General features: G+C 71.0%; 16 protein-coding genes. 9 read left to right on the forward strand and 7 right to left on the reverse strand.

Annotated features, from left to right (window positions below):
- Positions 1–60: 60 nt before the first annotated feature.
- On the forward strand, positions 61–1227 hold the full coding sequence (locus ACGFIV_RS14680; RefSeq protein ID WP_358549511.1) for a hypothetical protein: 1167 nt from the start codon (positions 61–63) through the stop codon (positions 1225–1227).
- Between the two features lie 52 nt (positions 1228–1279).
- On the opposite strand, the gene ACGFIV_RS14685 is transcribed toward ACGFIV_RS14680, so the two are convergent.
- Together ACGFIV_RS14685 and ACGFIV_RS14690 are read right to left on the reverse strand one after the other, a co-directional pair.
- A complete protein-coding gene (locus ACGFIV_RS14685; RefSeq protein WP_358549514.1) occupies positions 1280–2335 on the reverse strand; it encodes a CopD family protein in 1056 nt (351 codons plus the stop codon).
- A complete protein-coding gene (locus tag ACGFIV_RS14690) occupies positions 2332–2880 on the reverse strand; it encodes a copper resistance CopC family protein (protein ID WP_358549517.1) in 549 nt (182 codons plus the stop codon). The genes ACGFIV_RS14685 and ACGFIV_RS14690 overlap by 4 nt, the downstream gene beginning before the upstream one ends.
- Before the next feature lie 130 nt (positions 2881–3010).
- Here ACGFIV_RS14690 and ACGFIV_RS14695 point away from each other — a divergent pair, with 130 nt between their 5' ends.
- Both ACGFIV_RS14695 and ACGFIV_RS14700 read left to right on the forward strand, forming a co-directional pair.
- The gene (locus ACGFIV_RS14695) at positions 3011–3784 is read left to right on the forward strand and encodes a class I SAM-dependent methyltransferase (protein WP_358549520.1); all 774 of its coding nucleotides are present in this window, start codon (positions 3011–3013) and stop codon (positions 3782–3784) included.
- A 122-nt stretch (positions 3785–3906) separates the two neighbouring features.
- A complete protein-coding gene (locus ACGFIV_RS14700; RefSeq protein ID WP_358549523.1) occupies positions 3907–5193 on the forward strand; it encodes an MFS transporter in 1287 nt (428 codons plus the stop codon).
- A 58-nt stretch (positions 5194–5251) separates the two neighbouring features.
- On the opposite strand, the gene ACGFIV_RS14705 is transcribed toward ACGFIV_RS14700, so the two are convergent.
- The 4 genes from ACGFIV_RS14705 to ACGFIV_RS14720 form a co-directional block, all read right to left on the reverse strand.
- Positions 5252–5926 (reverse strand): cupin domain-containing protein, encoded by a 675-nt coding sequence (locus ACGFIV_RS14705; RefSeq protein ID WP_358549526.1) that lies wholly within the window; start codon positions 5924–5926, stop codon positions 5252–5254.
- Entirely contained in the window at positions 5923–6810 is an 888-nt protein-coding gene (locus ACGFIV_RS14710) for a PmoA family protein (protein WP_358549529.1), read from the reverse strand. Before ACGFIV_RS14710 ends, ACGFIV_RS14705 begins: the two co-directional genes overlap by 4 nt.
- Positions 6807–7847 (reverse strand): Gfo/Idh/MocA family oxidoreductase, encoded by a 1041-nt coding sequence (locus ACGFIV_RS14715; RefSeq protein WP_358549531.1) that lies wholly within the window; start codon positions 7845–7847, stop codon positions 6807–6809. The genes ACGFIV_RS14710 and ACGFIV_RS14715 overlap by 4 nt, the downstream gene beginning before the upstream one ends.
- A 236-nt stretch (positions 7848–8083) precedes the next feature.
- Complete coding sequence (locus ACGFIV_RS14720; RefSeq protein ID WP_358549534.1) at positions 8084–9100, reverse strand: LacI family DNA-binding transcriptional regulator; 1017 nt, start codon at positions 9098–9100, stop codon at positions 8084–8086.
- 264 nt (positions 9101–9364) lie between these two features.
- Here ACGFIV_RS14720 and ACGFIV_RS14725 point away from each other — a divergent pair, with 264 nt between their 5' ends.
- From ACGFIV_RS14725 to ACGFIV_RS14750, 6 genes are all read left to right on the forward strand, one after another.
- Entirely contained in the window at positions 9365–10633 is a 1269-nt protein-coding gene (locus ACGFIV_RS14725) for an extracellular solute-binding protein (RefSeq protein WP_358549537.1), read from the forward strand.
- A 54-nt stretch (positions 10634–10687) separates the two neighbouring features.
- The gene (locus ACGFIV_RS14730) at positions 10688–11689 is read left to right on the forward strand and encodes a sugar ABC transporter permease (protein ID WP_358549540.1); all 1002 of its coding nucleotides are present in this window, start codon (positions 10688–10690) and stop codon (positions 11687–11689) included.
- Positions 11686–12573 (forward strand): carbohydrate ABC transporter permease, encoded by an 888-nt coding sequence (locus ACGFIV_RS14735; RefSeq protein ID WP_358549543.1) that lies wholly within the window; start codon positions 11686–11688, stop codon positions 12571–12573. Before ACGFIV_RS14730 ends, ACGFIV_RS14735 begins: the two co-directional genes overlap by 4 nt.
- A gap of 64 nt (positions 12574–12637) precedes the next feature.
- Positions 12638–14029 (forward strand): cellulase family glycosylhydrolase, encoded by a 1392-nt coding sequence (locus ACGFIV_RS14740; RefSeq protein WP_358549545.1) that lies wholly within the window; start codon positions 12638–12640, stop codon positions 14027–14029.
- A gap of 17 nt (positions 14030–14046) precedes the next feature.
- Positions 14047–17034, forward strand: a complete 2988-nt coding sequence (locus ACGFIV_RS14745) for an endo-1,4-beta-xylanase (RefSeq protein ID WP_392835006.1) — start codon at positions 14047–14049, stop codon at positions 17032–17034.
- A 120-nt stretch (positions 17035–17154) separates the two neighbouring features.
- On the forward strand, positions 17155–18687 hold the full coding sequence (locus ACGFIV_RS14750) for a glycoside hydrolase family 43 protein (RefSeq protein ID WP_358549550.1): 1533 nt from the start codon (positions 17155–17157) through the stop codon (positions 18685–18687).
- 96 nt (positions 18688–18783) lie between these two features.
- Here ACGFIV_RS14750 and ACGFIV_RS14755 read toward each other — a convergent pair whose 3' ends face one another.
- Positions 18784–18951 carry a hypothetical protein gene (locus ACGFIV_RS14755; protein ID WP_358549553.1) on the reverse strand — a complete coding sequence of 56 codons (168 nt, stop codon included), beginning with the start codon at positions 18949–18951 and terminating at the stop codon, positions 18784–18786.
- Between the last annotated feature and the right edge of the window lie 23 nt (positions 18952–18974).

Here is an 18974-nt window from a genome sequence, read left to right on the forward strand (position 1 = left end):
GGTTATCTCGGGGAAGTCCCCGATTGCGGAGCATGTCGAGGACCGGCATCATTTCATCGCGTGAAGTTAGGTGCGGCTATCAAGGACAAGGCCACTCGCTGGGTCGAGTGGGCCCTTCCCTACTGGACCAGGGGAGAGGCGGGCAGGGAGACCCCGCCGGACCTCTTCCGGGTCCTCTACCTCGGCTGGATCGTCGCATTCGTGCTGAAGGTCTTCGGCGCCTCCTGGGACGTCTCCTGGCACTTCAAGTGGCTGCGCGACGACCTCGCTCCACCGCACCTGCTCAACAGCGCCGGCACGGCCATCGTGGTCGCGCTGGTGATCGTGCACAGCTACACCGGGTACGGCGTCGACCGCACGGCGCAGAGGCTGATCCAGTGGGGCACCGGGGCGTTCCTGATCGCGGTCCCGATCGACCTGATCAACCACAGGGTGAACGGCGTCGACATCACCTCGTGGAGCCCTTCCCACATGCTGCTCTACGTCGGCACGGCGTTCATGATCGCCGGAGTGATCCGCGGGTGGTACCTCTACGCGCCCGAGGGCGGGCAGCGCCCGATCGTCCTTGGAGCGCTCTTCGCCTTCTTCCTGGAGAACATCCTCTTCCCGAGCGAGCACCAGGAGTACGGCGTGCTGGAGCTCGCCTCCTGGGATCGCGGGCCCCAGTTCGTGTACGCCGAGCCGAGCCTGCTCGACTTCGCCGCCAACCAGATGGGCCGCCCGGTAGACCGGGGCATGGTGGAGAAGTTCTCGCTGCCCGTCCCCGACTGGGTGTATCCCCTGTGGTTCGGCATCGCGGCGGTGCTCGTGCTGGTCGTGGCGCACAGGCTGATCGGCCGCAGGTGGGCCGCCACGGCGGTGGCCGCCGTGTACGTCGGCTTCCGCGCCGCCATCTGGCCGCTGCTCGTCGTCTTCCACTTCCCGCCGTCGGCCGTCCCGTTCTTCCTGCTCGCCGCCGCCGTCTGCGTCGACCTGGCGTTCCTGGTGCGGATCCCGGCGGCCCGTGCGGCGCTCGGCGCCCTGGTGGTCACAGGAGCGGTCTACGGCGGGCTCGCCGTGCAGGACCGCCTGCTGGACGCCCCGCCCTACATGCTCGCCTCGGCGCCGGTCGCCGCCGTCGTGCTCGGCGCGGCGTGGTTCGGCGTCGAGTGGTACGGCCGCAGGCGCTCGGGCGCGTCCGCGACCCCGAGCCCCCTCCCGGCGCCGGTCGCCCCCGCCACGCCGTAGCCGCCTTCCCGGGCCGCGCGACCGCGGCCCGGGCCGAAAGGCGGCCTCCCGGTCAGGCGACCGGGGCGCGGGTCAGCGCGACGGCGACGCCGTAGGCCAGGCCCATGACGCCGGCTTCGAGCGCGGCCCAGGCGGCGAACGCCGTCGCCTGCCGCCGCGCGACACCCGGAAGCAGGCGCCAGCGGATGTGGGCCCCGAGCGCCCCCACCGCGCACACCAGGATGGTCTTGGCGACCACCAGCTGCCCGTAGTGGGTCGTGAACAGCGACCCTGGCAGCCGCGTGGCCGGTGAGAGCCCCAGCTCCACCAGGCCGTTGAACAGGCCGGAGAGGGTCACCACGACCAGCGAGACGGTGGCCAGCCGCGAGAACCTCGGAAGGGCACGGGCCAGCAGGTCGCGGTCGGTCGTCAGCAGCACGGCCAGCGCCACGAGGCCGCCCGTCCACGCCGACGCCCCGACGACGTGCAGCTCCATCGAGACCATGCTCAGGTCGTGCCAGTACCAGTTCGAGGCGTGGCCGCTTACCGGCAGGGGCAGCAGGCCGAACACCGCGACGACGACGCGCAGCTCGGCGGGCACCTTCTCGCCGAAGCGCACGGCGAGCAGCCCGAAGCACGTGTAGATCAGGGCGCACGCGGCGCTGATCACCAGCCCCTGGCCGGAGCCGATCACGCTGACGTACGCGGCGGGGTCGGGCACGCGGCCGGGGGTGACCTCGGCGGCGCTGAGCACCATGGCCACCAGCGCCGCGACGGCCCACCCGAACGCCGCGAGCACCGCCCAGCTCCGGGCCCTGGTGAGCACCGGCTCGGTGCGGTGCGGATCGTCGAAGCCCAGGAACCGGGGAAGCAGGCTGAGCCCGACGGTCGCGAGGGCGCACAGGTCGAGGACCAGGCGGACGACCGGCAGGCCGTACTCGACGACCGGTCCGGGGACCGCGATCCCCGGGACGGCCCCCGGCGAGGTCCACCAGCTCGCCACCAGCACGGCCAGGAGCGCGGCGCCCGCCGCCCCCCAGACCGGCCGCCACCGCGCCTCCCCGGCGGCCGTGACCGTTTCCGCCGCGCTCGCCGGCCCGGCCGTCTCGGCCCGCTCGGTGGTGCTCACGCGCCCTGTCCCTTCGCCTGGCGCCCCTGGCGGGCGACCACGAGGATGCCGAGGCCGGAGAGCAGCAGCGCGACCACCAGCAGCCCCCACACCCAGCCGCCGCCGCTCGCCGGGGGAACCGCCGAGGCGGACGGATCCTTCGTGGCGGGCACGGCCGCGGGCGCGGGGGTGGGAGCCGGGGCGGCGCCGCCGGCGACGGTGAAGCCGACCTTCCCGCTGACCGGGTGGCCGTCGTTGGAGACGATCTGGTAGCCGACGACGTAGGCGCCGGCCGCCGCCGTGACCGGAAGCGTGGCCGTCACCGTGTTGTCCACGACCTCGACCGGGGCCTTGGAGACCGCGCCGTCCGGGCCGGTCAGCGCGACCTGGGCGAAGTCGGCCCTGACCGGCTGGTCGAAGGTCAGCGTAACCCGGCCGGGCACGGAGGCGAGCCGGGCGCCGTCCTTCGGATCGCTGCCCGTCAGCACGTTGTGAGCCTGGGCGGGCGCGACGGCCACGGCCAGCGCCGCGCAGGCCACCAGCAGGACCGTAAGGAGTCGCCTCACCGCGATATGACCTTTCCTTCGCGTTCAACGGACGGAGCCATGGTGCCACCTATGCGCGCGCAAAGCGTCCCGGAGGCGGGCGGGGGCAGGGGGAGACGACCACGCGTCGCCTGGTCGTAGGCTTGTCGGCGTGGAACCTGGGCTGTTGTTCGACAGCGCCGCCGCGCACTACAGCAGATACCGCCACGGGTACGGCGACGAGGTGGTCGGTCACATCGCGAGCGAGCTGTCCCTCGGCAGGCGTTCGAGGGTGCTCGACCTCGGCTGCGGCCCCGGCACGCTCGCGATCCCCCTGTCCCGGTTCGCCGGCGCGATCGTGGCCGTCGATCCGAGCGACGACATGCTCGCCGAGGGAGCGCGCCAGGCGCCCACCGCGAACATCACCTGGCTGAAGGGCGATTCGAGCCGCCTGACGGCCCTGCCGCTCGGGCGCGTCGACCACACCGTCATGGGCCGGTCGTTCCACTGGATGGACCGGGCGCGGGTGCTCGCCGACCTGGACGCCCTGCTCCCGCCGGCCGGGGCCGTCGTGCTGGTCGGGCCGGCCCGCGACCCGGTCGAGCCGCCCTGGGAGCCCGTGGCGCAGGCCGTGCGGCAGAGCTTCGGCCTTGAGTGGCGTGCCGGCACCGACTGCTACCACAGATCGGCGCGCCACCACGTCGAGCTGCTGGCCGAGTCTCCCTTCCACGACCTGACCAGCGCCTCCTTCCACCGTACGGCCCGCCGCGACGCCGAGGCCGTGATCGGGCTGCAGCTGTCGTACTCCTACTCCACCCCGGCCCGCCTCGGCGACCGGCTGCCGGCGTTCGTGGAAGCCCTCGGCCAGGCGCTGGCGGAGGCGCACCCGAGCGGAGTCTGGGAAGAGGAGATCGCCACCGAGGTCGTGGTGGCCCGCAGGCCCTGACCGCCCTTCGGCCACCGATATGATCTCGGGGTCGTCGAGCCGGGCCGGCGGATGGCAGGTCTTCAGCGGGAGGGCCGGTGCGACCAAGATCCCGGCACCCCTCACTACCAGGAGCCACGCTGGTGAGTACTGTTCCCCCGGTCACGCCGCCGGCCGGCGTCCCTGTCGCCCTCGCCGAGCCCGTGCGCCGGGTGGGGCCGCGCTGGATCACGTTCATCTCGCTGGCGAACCTCGCCCTGTGGATGGCCTTCTTCGGCCCCCTGCAGGTGCTGCTGCCCCAGCAGATCGCGGCGGCCGACCCCGCGGGCAAGGAGGCCGCCCTGGCCTGGGTGACCGGCCTCGGCGCCGCCGTCGCCCTGGTCCTCAGCCCCGTGGCGGGCGCCCTGTCCGACCGTACGGCGGGCCGCTTCGGCAGGCGCCACCCGTGGACGCTGGCGGGCGCGGTGGCGGGCGGTCTCGGCCTGGCCTTCCTCGCCTTCCAGGGCACGGTCGCGGGTGTGGCGATCGGCTGGTGCCTGGCGCAGGCCGGGCTCAACGCCATGCAGGCCTCGCTCACGGCGGGGGTGCCCGACCACGTGCCGGTGAGCCAGCGCGGCCAGGTGTCCGGGTGGATCGGCGTCCCGCAGACGCTGGGGGTGGTGCTGGCGGTCGTGGTCGTGACGATGGTCGCCACGACCACCAGGTCCGGATACCTGCTGATCGGCGCGCTGGTCCCGCTGTGCGTGCTTCCGTTCGTGTTCACCACCCCCGACGCGCGGCTGCCCGCCGCGCACCGGAGGCCTTTCGACGTCAGGGAGTTCCTGCGGGGCTTCTGGATCAGCCCGCGCGAGCACCCGGACTTCGCCTGGGCCTGGCTGACCCGGTTCCTGATGCAGCTCGGGAACGCCATGGCCCTGCTCTACCTGCTCTACTTCCTCACCGACGCGGTCCACTACGAGCGGCGGTTCCCCGGCCAGAAGGCCGAGGACGGCCTGCTCGTGCTCATCCTGATCTACACGGCGACCGTCGTGCTCACCACGGTCGTCAGCGGCGTGGTCTCCGATCGCCTGGGCCGCCGCAAGACCCTCGTGACGGTCTCGGGCGTCATCAGCGCGGTGCCCGCCGTGATCATGGCCTTCTGGCCCGAGTGGACGATGGTCATGGTGGCCGCGGTCATCATGGGCGTCGGCTTCGGCATCTACCTCTCGGTGGACAACGCGCTGGTCACCCAGGTGCTCCCGGCCGCTTCGGGCCGGGCGAAGGACCTCGGGGTCATCAACGTCGCCAACACGGGCCCGCAGGTGCTCGGCCCGGTGATCGCGGGCCCGATCGTGGCGAGCCTCGGCGGCTATCCCGTCCTCTTCCTCACCGCGGCCGCGCTCGCGCTGGTCGGCGCGGGCCTGGTGTGGAAGATCCGGTCCGTGCCCTGACGGCGTGCTCCACCGAGATCGGAGCCCAAGGGGCCGGACCCCGGCCGGCGGTGCCCGGTCAGCCGTCGAGCAGGTAGGTGTCGAGCCTGCCGCACATGCCGAGCCGGGCCTCGGGGGAGGCCGTCATGACCCGGGCCTGCCTGAGGTGGCCGGCGTCGCCCTCGCGCAGCGCCTGGAGGTGGACCCCGGTGACCTCGGCGGCCTGGTGCGCCCCCTCCCTCCACCGCTTCTCGAAGGCGTCCAGCTTGCCGGAGACGATGCGCGCCGCCTGGCTGTGGAAGGCCGCCAGGGCGTCGCGCCCGTTGTCCCGCAGCTCCCGGAAGCCCTCGATCGCCACGTCACGGCGGCGCCGCGCCCCCTCGGCGTCGGTGATCGCGGAGATCTCGCCGTACATGACCGGGTCGGCCAGCACGGAGGGCGGAAAGGTGAAGACCGCGTCCCCGGCCTCGGGCAGGCCGCTGTTCTGCATGACGACCACGATCCTCAGCCGCCCGTCGTCGTTGACCAGCCGGTGGACGGTCCCGGGGGTGAACCAGACCACGGCCCCGGGTTCGAGGGGCGTCACGGCGTACCCCTCCCAGGTCAGCGTCTGGACCGACCCGGTGCCCTCGACCACGATGTAGGCCTCCGAGCAGAGCAGGTGCATGTGCGGAGAGCCGCCGCAGACGCCGTCGGCCGAGGACCAGTCGTAGACCCGCAGCCCGGACACGCCGACGCCGCCGGGAAAGCTCATGGACGCACCTCCAGGGGGTGGGCGCGCACGTACGCCTCCAGCCGGTCGCGGTCCCAGGCGCCGTCCGCGACGACCACGCGGTAGCGGTGGCGCAAGGTCGCGCCGGCGGGCAGCTCGACCTCCTCGAAGAACGCCAGGGAGGGGTTCACGGCGGCGAAGGGGGTGGTGCGCACGAACCAGGTGGTGCCGGGTGCGGCGAGGAACAGAAGGGTCGAGGCGCGGTCCACCTCGTCGTGCTCGCCGGTGTAGGCGAGCCAGGACGCGGTGCGCCCCATCATCTCGGGGCCGCCCTGCCCGTCCGCCGCGATCACCCGGCCGTCGGCGAAGGACCTCGGGCCCCGCCAGAACAGCCCGCTGTACCCGGCCATGAGCCTGCCCTCGGTCGTCGGGCTGCCGAAGCGCAGCGGCTCCCCGCGCACGTTGGTGATCGAGGTGGAGAAGTCGAGCGCCCAGGAGTCGTCCTCGGTGTCCCGTACGGCCAGCTCCCGCACCTCGTCCACCCAGTGCTCTCCGGCCTGCGTGTGCCAGGTCAGGCGCTCGCGGCCGGGGGAGGTGAACTCCTCGTGGCGCATCGTGCCGACGTTCGGCAGGTCGGCGTAGCCCCGCTCGCGCACGTAGCTGACGCCGCCCCAGAAGTTCTGGCCCGACAGGTGGGAGACCGTCATCTGCAGGCCCTTGTGCCAGCGGTGGTCGTGCGGCCGGTAGGCGGTGACGACGTCGCCCGCCGGCGTTCGCAGCGGGTGGAAGTACGGCTTGGACCCCTCGAAGGCGGGCATCTCGGGCCGGTAGACGTACCGCATCAGCTCGACGCCGTCCGCCTCGGCGACCAGCTCGGTGCCGGTGTCCTTCAGCGGGTGGCTCACGGGGGCGCTGGTGCCGTTCACAGGGTCGAACCTCCGTCGAGGCGATGGTAGAAGGGGTTGTCGACGGTCAGCTCCGACCGCCGCACGGGCCTGCCGGTGAACGCCGAGGCGTACAGCCCGGTGACGAACTCCAGCGTCCGCCGCCCCTCGGCGCCGCTCAGCGGAGGTCGCTCGCCTCGCTCGTAGGCGTCCAGCAGGGCCGAGAGCTGGGCGGCGTGGGAGCTCGGCACGTCGTCCGGGGGGTTCCACAGCTCGGGCGGAGTGCAGGTCCAGCCGCGGTTGTCGTAGCCGTACAGGTGCCTGAGTTCCACGGTGGCCTCGGCGAAGTCGAAGCGCAGGTAGCTCTCCTCGCGGCGGGACAGCACGCTGTTGACCACGGAGGCCATGGCGCCGCTGTCGAACCTGACCGACGCCATGGACACGTCCTCGGTCTCCACAGGGCGGTCGATCCGGCGGGCCATGGCGCGGATCTCCTCCCAGTCGCCGAGGACCGACAGCATCAGGTCCATCTGGTGGATGCCGTGCCCCATGGTCGGGCCGCCGCCCTCGGTCTCCCACGTGCCGCGCCACGGCACCGAGTAGTACGTGCTGTCGCGGTACCAGGCGGTCACGCACAGGGCGACCATCGGGCGGCCGAGTTCCCCGCTCGCGGCCAGGCGGCGCAGATGGCGGGCCCCCGAGCCGAAGCGGTGCTGGAAGACCACGGCGGCGAAGGTGCCGCGCTCCGCCGCCGTGATCCGATCATTTTCCGCCAGTGACAGGCACAGCGGTTTCTCACACCACACCCACGTCCCGGCGCGCAGGCATTCCACGATCTGGCGCGCGTGGATGTAGGGCGGTGTGCAGATGTGGACGAGGTCGGGCCGCTCGCGGGCCAGCATCTCGCCGAGGTCGGTGTAGGCCTGGGGGATCCCGTGCTCGGCGCAGAACGACTTGGCCCTCGAGCCGTCGACGTCGACGGCGGCCACGACCTCGGCCCTGTGGCGTTCTCCGGCGAGGGCGGGCAGGTGGCACGCGCCCGCTATGCCGCCCGTGCCGACGATGGCGACGCGGATCATCCGGCGTGCCCCCTGCCGCCGGGCACGATCGTGGTCGGCGAGCGCGGGGTCGATGGCGGCATGGCGGCGATGGTGGCATGCGCTCGTCTGGGCACCCGGAGTCCTTCCGAAAGTTTCAGAAGATTTACGAGACTTTTCGCGCCCTGAAACCTAGGCGGGTTCGCGGCATCCGTCAAGACCTCGCGCCACTGACCCGGCGGAGGTGCGAAAGCTTTCGGGTCGGCGGGTGCCCGGCGCTACCGGGGGCGGGGCGGGGCGGTGCTGTCCCTGACCAGCAGATCGGTCGCCAGCTCGACCCGCCGGGTCTCCGGGGACTCTCCCTGGGAGATCTCCAGCGCCATGCGGGTCGCCAGGGCCGCCATCTCCTCCAGCGGCTGGCGGACCGTGGTCAGCGGCGGCCACGCCGAGCGCGCGAGCGGCAGGTCGTCGAACCCGACCACGCTCAGGTCGTCGGGGACGCGCAGCCCGGCCCGCCGCGCCGCCTCGAACACGCCGAACGCCTGCATGTCGCTGCCCGCGAAGATCGCCGTGGGCGGGTCGGGCAGCTCCAGGAACGCCTTGCCGTGAACGTGGCCGGAGTCCACCAGGAAGTCGCCGTTGCGGATCAGCTCCGGGTCGACCGTCACCCCGGCGGTCTCCAGGGCGGCGCGGTAGCCGTCGATGCGCGCCCGGCTGCACAGCATCTCGGGCGGCCCGCCGATCATGCCGATGCGGCGGTGGCCCAGCTCCAGCAGGTGGCGCGTGGCCGCCAGCCCGCCGTGCCAGTTGGTCGCCCCGACCGAGGCGACGTCCGGGGCGGGCTCCCCCTCCGGGTCGACGATGACGAAGGGGATGGAACGGGCCAGAAGCTGGCCGTGCTGGCGGCGGGTCAGCCGCGAGGCCACGAGGACCACGCCGTCCGTACGGCGGGCCGCGATGCGGTCGAGCCAGTCACGGCCGGGCCCCGAGTGGGTGTGCAGGACCGAGACGACCACCGCGGCCTCGGCCTCGCGGGCGGCGGTCTCGGCCCCGCGGATGATCTCGATGGCCCAGGGGCTCTCGATCTCGGCGAAGACCAGGTCGACCAGACCGACCGGGCCGTCCCCCTGGCCGGTGCGCCGCTTGTAACCGTGTTCGTGGAGCAGGCGCTCGACTCGCCGGCGCGTCTCCGGTGCGACCTCGGGGCGACCGTTGACGACTTTGGAGACCGTGGGGACCGAGACCCCGGCCTCCTCGGCGATCAGAGCGATGGTGACCCGCCTCTTCGCTGACATGCGACGGAGTGTATCCGAAAGCTTTCGGAATTTCCTCGCAGGGTCCCGTTCGCGGGGCCGTCCATTCCCGGGTGGGCTGCCCTGGGTATCCCCAACGAGGCGCGCGTGGCTATTGACGTGTAACGAGCGCTTTACGTACTCTCCGGGTCACGAAATATTCGGGGGTGCAAAAGAAAGTTTCAGAGCGCGAGTCTCCCGGCTGTCGCAGCGGGTTCGTAGATCAGGAAGGGAACCACAGAGATGTCGTTGAGTCGGCGAGGTGTGGTGTTACTGGCGGCTGCCGGGCTGTTTCTCGGAGGTTGCGGCGGCCAGGGGAGCACGGGGGACAGTGGCGGCGGGACCTCCTCGTCCTCCGCGAAGGTCACTGTCGAGTGGTGGAACATCTCCACGACCGAGCCGATGAAGTCGTTCTGGGCCAAGAAGGTCAAGGAGTACCAGGCCTTGCACCCGAACGTCACCATCAAGAATGTACCGATCGAGAACGAGGCCTTCAAGGCGAAGCTGTCGACGGTCACCCAGTCGGGCAAGACGCCCGACATCTACACCACCTGGGGCGGCGGTGTGCTCAAGCAGCAGATCGACGCCGGGCTCGTGAAGGACCTCACCTCCGAGGCGGCGACCTGGATCGCCGACTTCACCCCGGCCTCGCTCCAGGCGTACCAGTTCGACCAGAAGACCTACGGGATCCCCTACGACATCGGCATGGTGGGCTTCTGGTACAACAAGGCGCTGTTCGCCAAGGCGGGCGTCACCGTGCCGCCGGCCACGTGGACCGAGTACCTCGACGCCGTCAGGAAGCTCAAGGCCGCGGGGATCACCCCGATCGCCCTGGCCGGCAAGGAGAAGTGGCCCGGCCACTACTACTGGGCCTACCTGGCCATGCGCATCGCCGGCCTTGACGCGCTCAAGCAGGCCGCGATCGACGACGACTTCACAGGGCCCGACTTCGTGGCGGCCGGCGCGCGGCTGAAGGAACTCGTCGACCTCCAGCCGTTCCAGAAGGGCTTCCTCGGCGCCGGCTACGGAACCCCCGACGGCCAGGCCGCGACCGTGGGGAACGGCAAGGCCGCCATGGAGCTGATGGGCCAGTGGGCTCCGGTCGTCCAGAAGGACGCCGGCAAGGGACTCGGAGACGACCTTGGCTTCTTCGGATTCCCCTCGGTCGAGGGCGGCAAGGGCTCGGCGACGGACGCCTTCGGCGGAGGCAACGGGTTCGCGGTGGGCGTGAACGCGCCCCCGGAGGCGGCCGACTTCCTCAAGTTCATCTCCGAGAGCGCGAACCACCGCCAGGCGGTCGAGATGAACGCGCTGTTGCCCGTGCTCAAGGGCGAGGAGGACGCGGTCAAGGACGTGAACCTCGGGGTGGTCGCCAAGACGCTCGCCGGTGCCAGCGGGTTCCAGCTGTACCTCGACCAGGCCTACCCGCCGGCGGTGGGCCAGGAGGTCAACGACAGCGTGGCGGCGCTCATCGCGGGCTCCAAGACTCCCGACCAGGTGGCGCAGGCCATCACCCAGACGGCCAAGTCCGAGTAGGTGACGACGGGCGGGCCGGGCGGGACGCCCGGCCCGCGGGCGGAGTGGAGTGAGATGACACGTCCGGCGCTAACGGATGAACGACCGGCGCCCACGGCGGGGTCGCCGAGGACGGCCGGGCCGGCGGCCACCCCGTCGGCCCGCCGTCGCCGGTTCGGGGGTCTGGCGACGATCACGCTTTTCCTGCTCCCCGCGCTGGTGCTGTTCGGCCTGCTGGTCCTCGCGCCGATCGCCGTCGCCATGTACACCAGCGTGTTCAAGTGGAACGGCCTGGGCGGGATGCCGTCCGACTTCGTCGGGCTCGACAACTTCACCCGGATGTTCGCCGACGAGGTGTTCGTCGGCGACCTGCGGCGCGGCCTGGTCCTGATCGTCTTGTCGATCACCGTCCAGCTCCCGCTCGCGCTGGCCATCGCCATGCTGCTCAACCAGAAGATGCGCGGGCGGGCGTTCTACCGGCTGTTGTTCTTCGCCCCGTACGTGCTGTCGGAGGTGATCACCGGCGTCCTGTTCACCATGATCCTCTCCCCGGAAGCGGGCCTGGCCAACCAGATGCTCGGCGCCGCCGGCCTGGAGTCGCTGCGGTCCAGCTGGCTCGCCGAGCCGTCCACGGTCATGATGTCGCTGTTCCTGGTCATGACGTGGAAGTACTTCGGCTTCCACATGATCCTCTACCTGGCCGGCCGCCAGGGCATCCCGAAGGAGCTGGGCGAGGCCGCCTCGATCGACGGGGCGGGGAGCTGGACCCAGTTCCGCTACGTGACCCTGCCGCTGCTCGGGCCGACGATCAGGATCAGCGTCTTCCTGTCGGTCATCGGGGCGATCCAGCTGTTCGACCTGGTGTGGGTGCTCACCAGCGGAGGGCCGATCCACTCCTCCGAGACCATGGCCGTGACCATGTTCCAGTTCGGCTTCAAGCGGTCCCAGGTCGGCTACGCCAGTGCCATCAGCGTCGTGATGTTCCTCATCAGCCTCGTCTTCGCGCTGGGCTACCAGCGGTTCGTCCTGCGCCGCGACACCGAAGGAGCGATCACCACCATGCGAGACCAGCGATGACCGCGCCCGCCCAGGCGCCGGCCCGCACGCCCGGCCACGCCCGGCCGGCCGCTCCCGTCCGGCTCCCGTGGCTCAGGTCCCTCTCGCTGCACGCGATCGTGCTGGTGCTCGGCGCGTTCGTCGTCGTGCCGTTCGTCTTCGGCGTGGTCGGCGGCTTCAAGGACACCGGCCAGCTCTCCACCAACCCCTTCGGACTGCCCTCGCCGTGGGTGCCGGAGAACTACACCGACATCCTGGCCTCGGGCTCGTTCTGGCGCCAGCTCGTCAACAGCACGTTCATCGCGCTGGCGACGATGGTCATCACCGTCGGCCTGGCGGCCATGGCGGCGTTCGTGTTCGCCCGCTTCGCGTTCAGGGGCAGGGAGTTGCTGTTCACGCTGTTCGCCGTCGGGCTGATGTTCCCGTTCGCGGTGGCGATCCTGCCGCTGTTCATCCTCCTGCGCACCCTCGGGCTCCTGGACAACCCGTTCGGGGTGGTCCTGCCGCAGGCCGCCTTCGGGCTGCCGGTGACGATCATCGTCCTGCGGTCGTTCTTCAGGACCATCCCGCGCGAGGTGGAGGAGGCCGCGACGATCGACGGCTGCACCAGCTTCGGGTTCTTCTGGCGGATCCTGCTGCCGATGGCCCGGCCCGCCCTGGCCACCGTCTCGGTCCTCGCGATCGTCGCGAGCTGGAACAACTTCTTCCTGCCGCTGGTCATCTTCAACGACCCCAACTGGTCGACCATCCCGCTCGGCGTCCAGCAGTTCTACGGCCAGTACTCCTCCGACACGGCTCGCATCCTCGCCTACGTCGTGCTCGCGATGGTGCCCGCCCTGGCGTTCTACGCCGTCGCCGAGCGGCAGCTCATCGGCGGCCTCACGGCGGGAGCGACGAAGGGATGACCCCGCGCCTTCCACGGTCCATCGAGCTTCACGGCCTTCACGGCTTATCACCAAGGAGTGCGGAATGACCCTGCGTGTGTCCGGATCCCGCCTCGTCGAGGCCGACGGAACCTCCGTGCGGCTGCGGGGGGTGGGCCTTGGGGGCTGGATGAACATGGAGAACTTCATCACCGGCTACCCGGCCGACGAGTCGTCGATGCGCGACGCCGTGCGCAAGGTGCTGGGCGAGGAGCGGCAGGAGCTGTTCTTCGACCGGCTGCTGACGTCCTTCTTCGGCCCCGAGGACGCCGCCCTGCTCGAAGGCATGGGCGTCAACTGCGTGCGCATCCCCGTGAGCTACCGGCACTTCGAGTCCGACGACCGGCCGATGGAGATCGTCGAAAGCGGGTTCCGCCGGCTCGACCGCGTGATCGGCCTGCTGGCGGAGCGGCGCATCTACAGCGTGATCGACCTGCACGCGCTGCCGGGCGCGCAGAACCAGCACTGGCACTCCGACAACCCCACCCACGTGGCGTCGTTCTGGCGGCACCGGCACTTCCAGGACCGCGCCGTCCACCTGTGGGAGGCGATCGCCGACCACTACAAGGACCACCCGTGGGTGGCGGGGTACAACCCGGTCAACGAGCCGGGCGACGCCGCCGGGCGGGTGATCGGGCCCTTCTACGACCGCCTGGTCAAGGCGCTGCGCGCGGTGGACCCCTCCCACGTGCTCTTCCTCGACGGCAACACCTACTCCACCGACTTCTCGATCTTCCGTGAGGTGTACGAGAACACGGTGTTCGTCTGCCACGACTACGCGCTGGCGGGGTTCGCCCACGGCGGGCCCTACCCCGGGTACACGCGGGGCGAGTGGGTCGACCGAGGGCAGCTTGAGCGGGCCTTCGAGAAGCGCACGACCTTCCAGCGCGAGACCGGCACGCCGCTGTGGGTGGGGGAGTTCGGCCCGGTCTACACCGGGGACCCGGCCGTGGACGAGCAGCGCTACCAGATCCTCGCCGACCAGCTGGACATCTTCGACGGGTACGAGGCCGGCTGGTCGCTGTGGACGTACAAGGACGTGGGGCTCCAGGGCCTGGTGCACGCCGACCCCGACGGGCCGTACCTGCGCCGCTTCGGCGACTTCGTGGCCAAGAAGAAGCGGCTCGGGGCCGACCGGTGGGGCTCGACCATGGAGGAGTCGGGCGACGTCCTGGCGCCGCTGCACCGGCTCATGGAGAGCGAGTTCCCCCTGTGGGACCCGTATCCCTGGGGCGCCCGCTACCAGGTGGACGACCTCATCCGGCACATCCTCGTCGCGCAGGCGCTCGTGCCCGAGTACGCCTCCCTGTTCGCCGGGCTGGACGACGGCGAACTGGTCGCCCTGGCCGACTCCTTCGCGCTCGGGAACTGCGTGCGCCGCGACCCCCTGATCGACCTCCTGACCTCCAACCTCGTACGACCTGGCTCATCTACCTGACCTTTGAGGAGACCAGCATGCGCTTACCCCGTTCCTGGGTGGCGGCTGTCCTGTTATGCCTTCCCTTGTCCGTGCTCTCGCCCCTGGCGGCGCAGGCCGAACAATCCGTGCAGATTGCGAAATATGACTTCGAAGACGGCACCACGCAGGGATGGGGGCCACGGGGTTCCGGGGTCGCGGTCAGGGTGGCCCCGGACACCGCCCATTCGGGGAGCGGCTCCCTGCTGACCACCGGCAGGACCGCGACCTGGCACGGCGCCACCATCAGCCCGCCGCTGGAGAAGGGGGTGACGTACGCGGTCACCGCCTACGCCCGCCTCGCCGCCGGGCAGCCGTCCAGCACGATCGCGCTCACCGCGCAGCGCACCCCCGCGGGCGGGACGACCACCTACGAGCGGGTCGGCGCCGCCACGGTCACCGACGCGGCCTGGACGGAGATCGCCGGCACGTACACCTACACAGAGGACTCCACCGAGCTGCAGCTGTACGCCGAGAGCTCGGACGCCACCGGCGAGTACTACCTGGACGACATCACGATCACCACGGACACCGATCCCGGGCAGTCGGGCGTGACCAGCGACTTCGAGAGCGGCACCGCGCAGGGATGGACGTCGCGCGGCTCGGCCACGCTGACGGTCAGCACGGCTGAGGCCCACGGCGGCGCCGCGAGCCTGCTGGCCACGGGCAGGTCGGCCTCTTGGGACGGCCCCTCGCTCAACGTCCTCGGCAAGATGACCAAGGGATCGAAGTACACGCTGTCGCTGTGGGTGCGGCTCGGGCCGGACACGGCCTCGGGCGAGCTGGGCCTGTCGGTGGAGCGGCGCCTCGCCGGCACCGCGAGCTACGACCGGGTGGTGGCGCCCACCGCGATCACCGCCGGGCAGTGGGTGGAGCTGAAAGGTTCATACACGCCGGCCTACGACGTGGACTTCCTCAGCGTCTACGTGGAGTCCGGAAGCGGCGCCTTCCCGTTCTCGATCGACGACTTCACACTGGCGTACGTGCCGCCGAAGCCGATCGAGACCGGTATCCCCTCGCTCAAGGACAAGCTCTCCTTCGACATCGGAGCGGCCGTCGCGCGCGCCCAGACCCTGGGTGAGCACGGGAGCCTGCTCACCAAGCACTTCGACAGCGTGACCCCGGGCAACGCGCTGAAGTGGGACGCCACAGAGCCCCGCGAGGGCGAGTTCACCTTCGGTGACGGCGACTACCTGGTGGACTACGCCACCGAGCACGGCCTGAAGTTCCGAGGTCACACGCTCGCCTGGCACAGCCAGACCCCCGACTGGGTGTTCAAGGACGGCGACCGCGACCTGACCGCCACCCCGGCGGACAAGGCGCTGCTGCTGAAGCGGCTGGAGAACCACGTCAGAGCGGTCGTCGGCCGCTACAAGGGCAGGATCCAGACCTGGGACGTGGTCAACGAGGTCGTGGACGAGAACCAGCCCGACGGCATGCGCCGCAGCCCGTGGTTCCTGGTCACCGGCTACGACTTCATCCGCACGGCGTTCCGCGTCGCCCACGAGGTGGACCCGGCCGCCAAGCTGGTGCTCAACGACTACAACACCGAGCTGCCGCGCAAGCGCCAGGCCGTCTACAACCTGGTGAAGAAGCTCAGGGGCGAGGGAGTGCCGGTGAACGCCGTCGGCCACCAGCTCCACGTCAACATCGAACAGGCCCCGGCCTCGGAGATCGAGAAGACCATCGAGCTGTTCGCCGGGCTCGGGGTCGACCAGCAGGTCACCGAGCTGGACGTCAGCGTCTACACCGACTTCGTCTCCTCCTACACCGCCGTGCCGGCCGAGGTCCTGGCCCAGCAGGGGTACCGGTACAAGGAGATCTTCGACGTCTTCCGCCGTCAGGCCTCCCACCTGTCGTCGGTCACGGTCTGGGGCCTCGGCGACGACGGAACCTGGCTGTCGTCCTTCCCGATCACCCGGCTCAACCCGCCGCTGCTGTTCGACGACGAGCTCCAGGCCAAGCCGGCGTACTGGGGCGTGGCCGACCCGTCCCGCCTGCCGCCGCTCACGCGCAGGCTCGACGCGCCGAAGGCGACCGTCAAGGTCGACGGAGAGCGCGAGCGGCAGTGGGACCTGCTGCCCGACGCGCCGATCGCCCGGGTGGGCGACCTCGCCGCCGGGTTCCAGGCCCGCTGGTCGCCCGCCGGCCTCGCCGTGCTGGCCGAGGTACGCGACCCGACGTGCGACAAGGCGGACACGGTGACCGTGCGGCTCGGTGGCACCGCGTACGTCATGAAGCGCGACGGGCGTGCCCGATGGTTCGACACGCGGGCCGCCAAGGGCGGCTACCGCGTGGAAGCGCTCCTTCCCGCCGAGGCGGCGCTCGGCGGGAAGGTCCCCTTCGAGTTGGTCGCGCACGACGCCAAGGGAGAGGTCTCCTGGAAGGGCGAGCTGACCCTCACCGCGGCGGTGCGTCAGACCACGGCCCCACGGGGCACGCCGGTCGTGGACGGGGTCGCCGACGCCGCCTGGGCCAGGGCCCCGGAGATCCGCACCGCCACCTGGATCCAGGGCACCACAGGCGCCACCGCCACCGTACGGGCGCTGTGGGACTCAGGGCACCTGTACGTGCTCGCGCGCGTCACCGACCCGGCGCTCAGCGAGGCGTCGCCGAACCCGTGGGAGCAGGACTCCGTCGAGATCTTCGTCGACCCCGGGAACGGCAAGACCAAGGGATATGACGATGACGACGGGCAGTACCGCGTCTCCTTCTCGGGGAAGCGGACCGTCGGCGGCACCTTCGACGCCTTCGCCGTCAAGGACAACCTGACGAGCGCGGCGAAGGTCGTGCCTGGTGGCTACGTCGTCGAGGCGTCCATCAAGCTGCCGACCATCACCCCGGCCAAGGGCGGCCTCCTCGGCTTCGACATCCAGGTCAACGACGCGACCGCCGCCGCCCGTACGGCAGCCGTGACCTGGAACGACTCCTCCGGCCAGTCGTACCTGAGCACGGCCGGCTGGGGGGTGCTGGAACTGACCGGTTGACCCTGGCACCGGCCGGTACGGGGGATCGGTTCCCGTACCGGCCGGGCTCCGGGAGGTACGGGGAGTGGTCCTCCTACCGGCCCGGCTCCGGAAGACGATCAACGAGAAAGGCCGCGTGCGGTGCGCTTCAGCAACCCGATCCTGCCGGGGTTCCACCCGGACCCGTCGATCTGCCGGGTGGACGACGACTACTACCTGGTGACCTCGACCTTCGAGTGGTTCCCCGGCGTGCCGATCTTCCACAGCAAGGACCTGACGCACTGGCGGCAGATCGGGCATGTGCTCGACCGGGCGTCCCAGCTCCCGGTCGACGGCGTACGGCCGAGCGGCGGCATCTACGCGCCCACGCTCAGACACCACGACGGCGTCTTCTACATGATCACGACCTTGGTGGACGGGCTGATGGAGACGGGCAACTTCCTCGTCACCGCCACCGACCCCGCCGGGCCGTGGAGCGAGCCCTACTGGCTGCCGGAGACCGAGGGGTTCGACCCGTCCCTGTTCTTCGACGACGACGGCCGGGTGTGGGCGCACGGCACCCGCCCCGCCCGGCCCCAGCGGTACGAGGGGCACACCGAGATCTGGCTGCGCGAGCTGGACCTCGACGGCATGAAGCTCGTCGGCGAGGAGCACGTGCTCTGGGACGGCGCGGTCAAGGGCGCGATCTGGGCCGAGGGGCCGCACCTCTACAAGGTCGACGGCACCTACTACCTGCTGGTGTCCGAGGGCGGTACCGAGCACGACCACGCCCTGAGCGTCGCCCGCGCGGACACGGTGGCCGGGCCGTACACCGGGAACCCGCGCAACCCGGTGCTCACCCACCGCAACCTCGGCCGCGACCATCCCATCGTGGGCACCGGCCACGGGGACCTGGTCCAGACGCCGGGCGGGGAGTGGTGGATGGTGCTCCTCGCCATGCGGCCGTACGGCGGCTACCACTACAACCTCGGCCGCGAGACCTTCCTGACCCGGGTGCGCTGGGAGGAAGGGTGGCCCGTCCCCGGCCCGGTCGAGCTCACCGCCGAGGGGCCGGATCTTCCCCAGCACCGTTGGCCGGCCGAGCCCGCCTGCGACAACTTCGACGCCGTACGGCTGGCGCCCGGCTGGAACCACCTGCGCACGCCGCGCGAGCCGTACTGGACGCTCACCGAGCGCCCCGGGCACCTGCGCCTGCGGGGGCGGCCGGAGTCGCTCACCGAGTGGACCAACCCGAGCCTCGTCGCCCGGCGGCAGTGCCACGCCCACTTCGCCGTGCACGCCGCGATGGAGTTCACCCCCTCGGGTGGTGAACGCGCCGGTCTGGCCCTGCTTCAGAACGACGACTTCCACATCCTGCTGGTGATGACCACCGGCGGCCTCGTCGTGATCAGGAGGGAGGGCGGCGTCGACCGCACGCTCGCGCAGGCGGACGTGCCGGGTGGCCGGCTCTGGCTCGGCGTCGAGGCGCACGAGCAGGAGTACCAGATGTCGTACGCGACCTCGCCGGGGGACTGGCACCCGCTGGGCGACCCGGTGGACGGCCGGATCCTCAGCACCTCCCTCGCCGGAGGCTTCATCGGCGCCTGCATCGGCATGTACCTCTCCGGCGAAGGCCACCCCACCGGCAACATCGCCGACTTCGACTGGTTCGAATACCTCCCTCTTTCGCACTGAAGCCCCGATCTCGGGCACGACCCGTTCGATCGAGGCCTCGGTGAGCAGAGGAGATGCGCGCCCTGCCCACCGACGCCGGAGGGACGTTGAACGAAATCAGAAGGGGTCAGGCAGGAGCCAGGAAATCGGCTTGATCTTGGAGACACTGACGGACATGCCGACGAGTTTCGTGTCGACTGTCGCGACGTCGGTGATGTGCAGGCGCTCGGCCATCGCGATCACGGCTGCGTCGACTACCCCATCGGTGCGCCGCAGGATGATCAAGCTCCGCCAGAAGGCCTCTGGTC

Source organism: Sphaerisporangium sp. NPDC049003, assembly GCF_043197795.1.
GTDB lineage: Bacteria > Actinomycetota > Actinomycetes > Streptosporangiales > Streptosporangiaceae > Sphaerisporangium.

Bases quoted from the DNA above. Each gene is read 5' to 3' on its own strand.
- ACGFIV_RS14740 (WP_358549545.1), top strand. From the start codon at position 12,638: ATGACCCTGCGTGTGTCCGGATCCCGCCTCGTCGAGGCCGACGGAACC.
- ACGFIV_RS14720 (WP_358549534.1), bottom strand. From the start codon at position 9,100: ATGTCAGCGAAGAGGCGGGTCACCATCGCTCTGATCGCCGAGGAGGCC.
- ACGFIV_RS14730 (WP_358549540.1), top strand. From the start codon at position 10,688: ATGACACGTCCGGCGCTAACGGATGAACGACCGGCGCCCACGGCGGGG.
- ACGFIV_RS14715 (WP_358549531.1), bottom strand. From the start codon at position 7,847: ATGATCCGCGTCGCCATCGTCGGCACGGGCGGCATAGCGGGCGCGTGC.
- ACGFIV_RS14705 (WP_358549526.1), bottom strand. From the start codon at position 5,926: ATGAGCTTTCCCGGCGGCGTCGGCGTGTCCGGGCTGCGGGTCTACGAC.
- ACGFIV_RS14745 (WP_392835006.1), top strand. From the start codon at position 14,047: ATGCGCTTACCCCGTTCCTGGGTGGCGGCTGTCCTGTTATGCCTTCCC.
- ACGFIV_RS14735 (WP_358549543.1), top strand. From the start codon at position 11,686: ATGACCGCGCCCGCCCAGGCGCCGGCCCGCACGCCCGGCCACGCCCGG.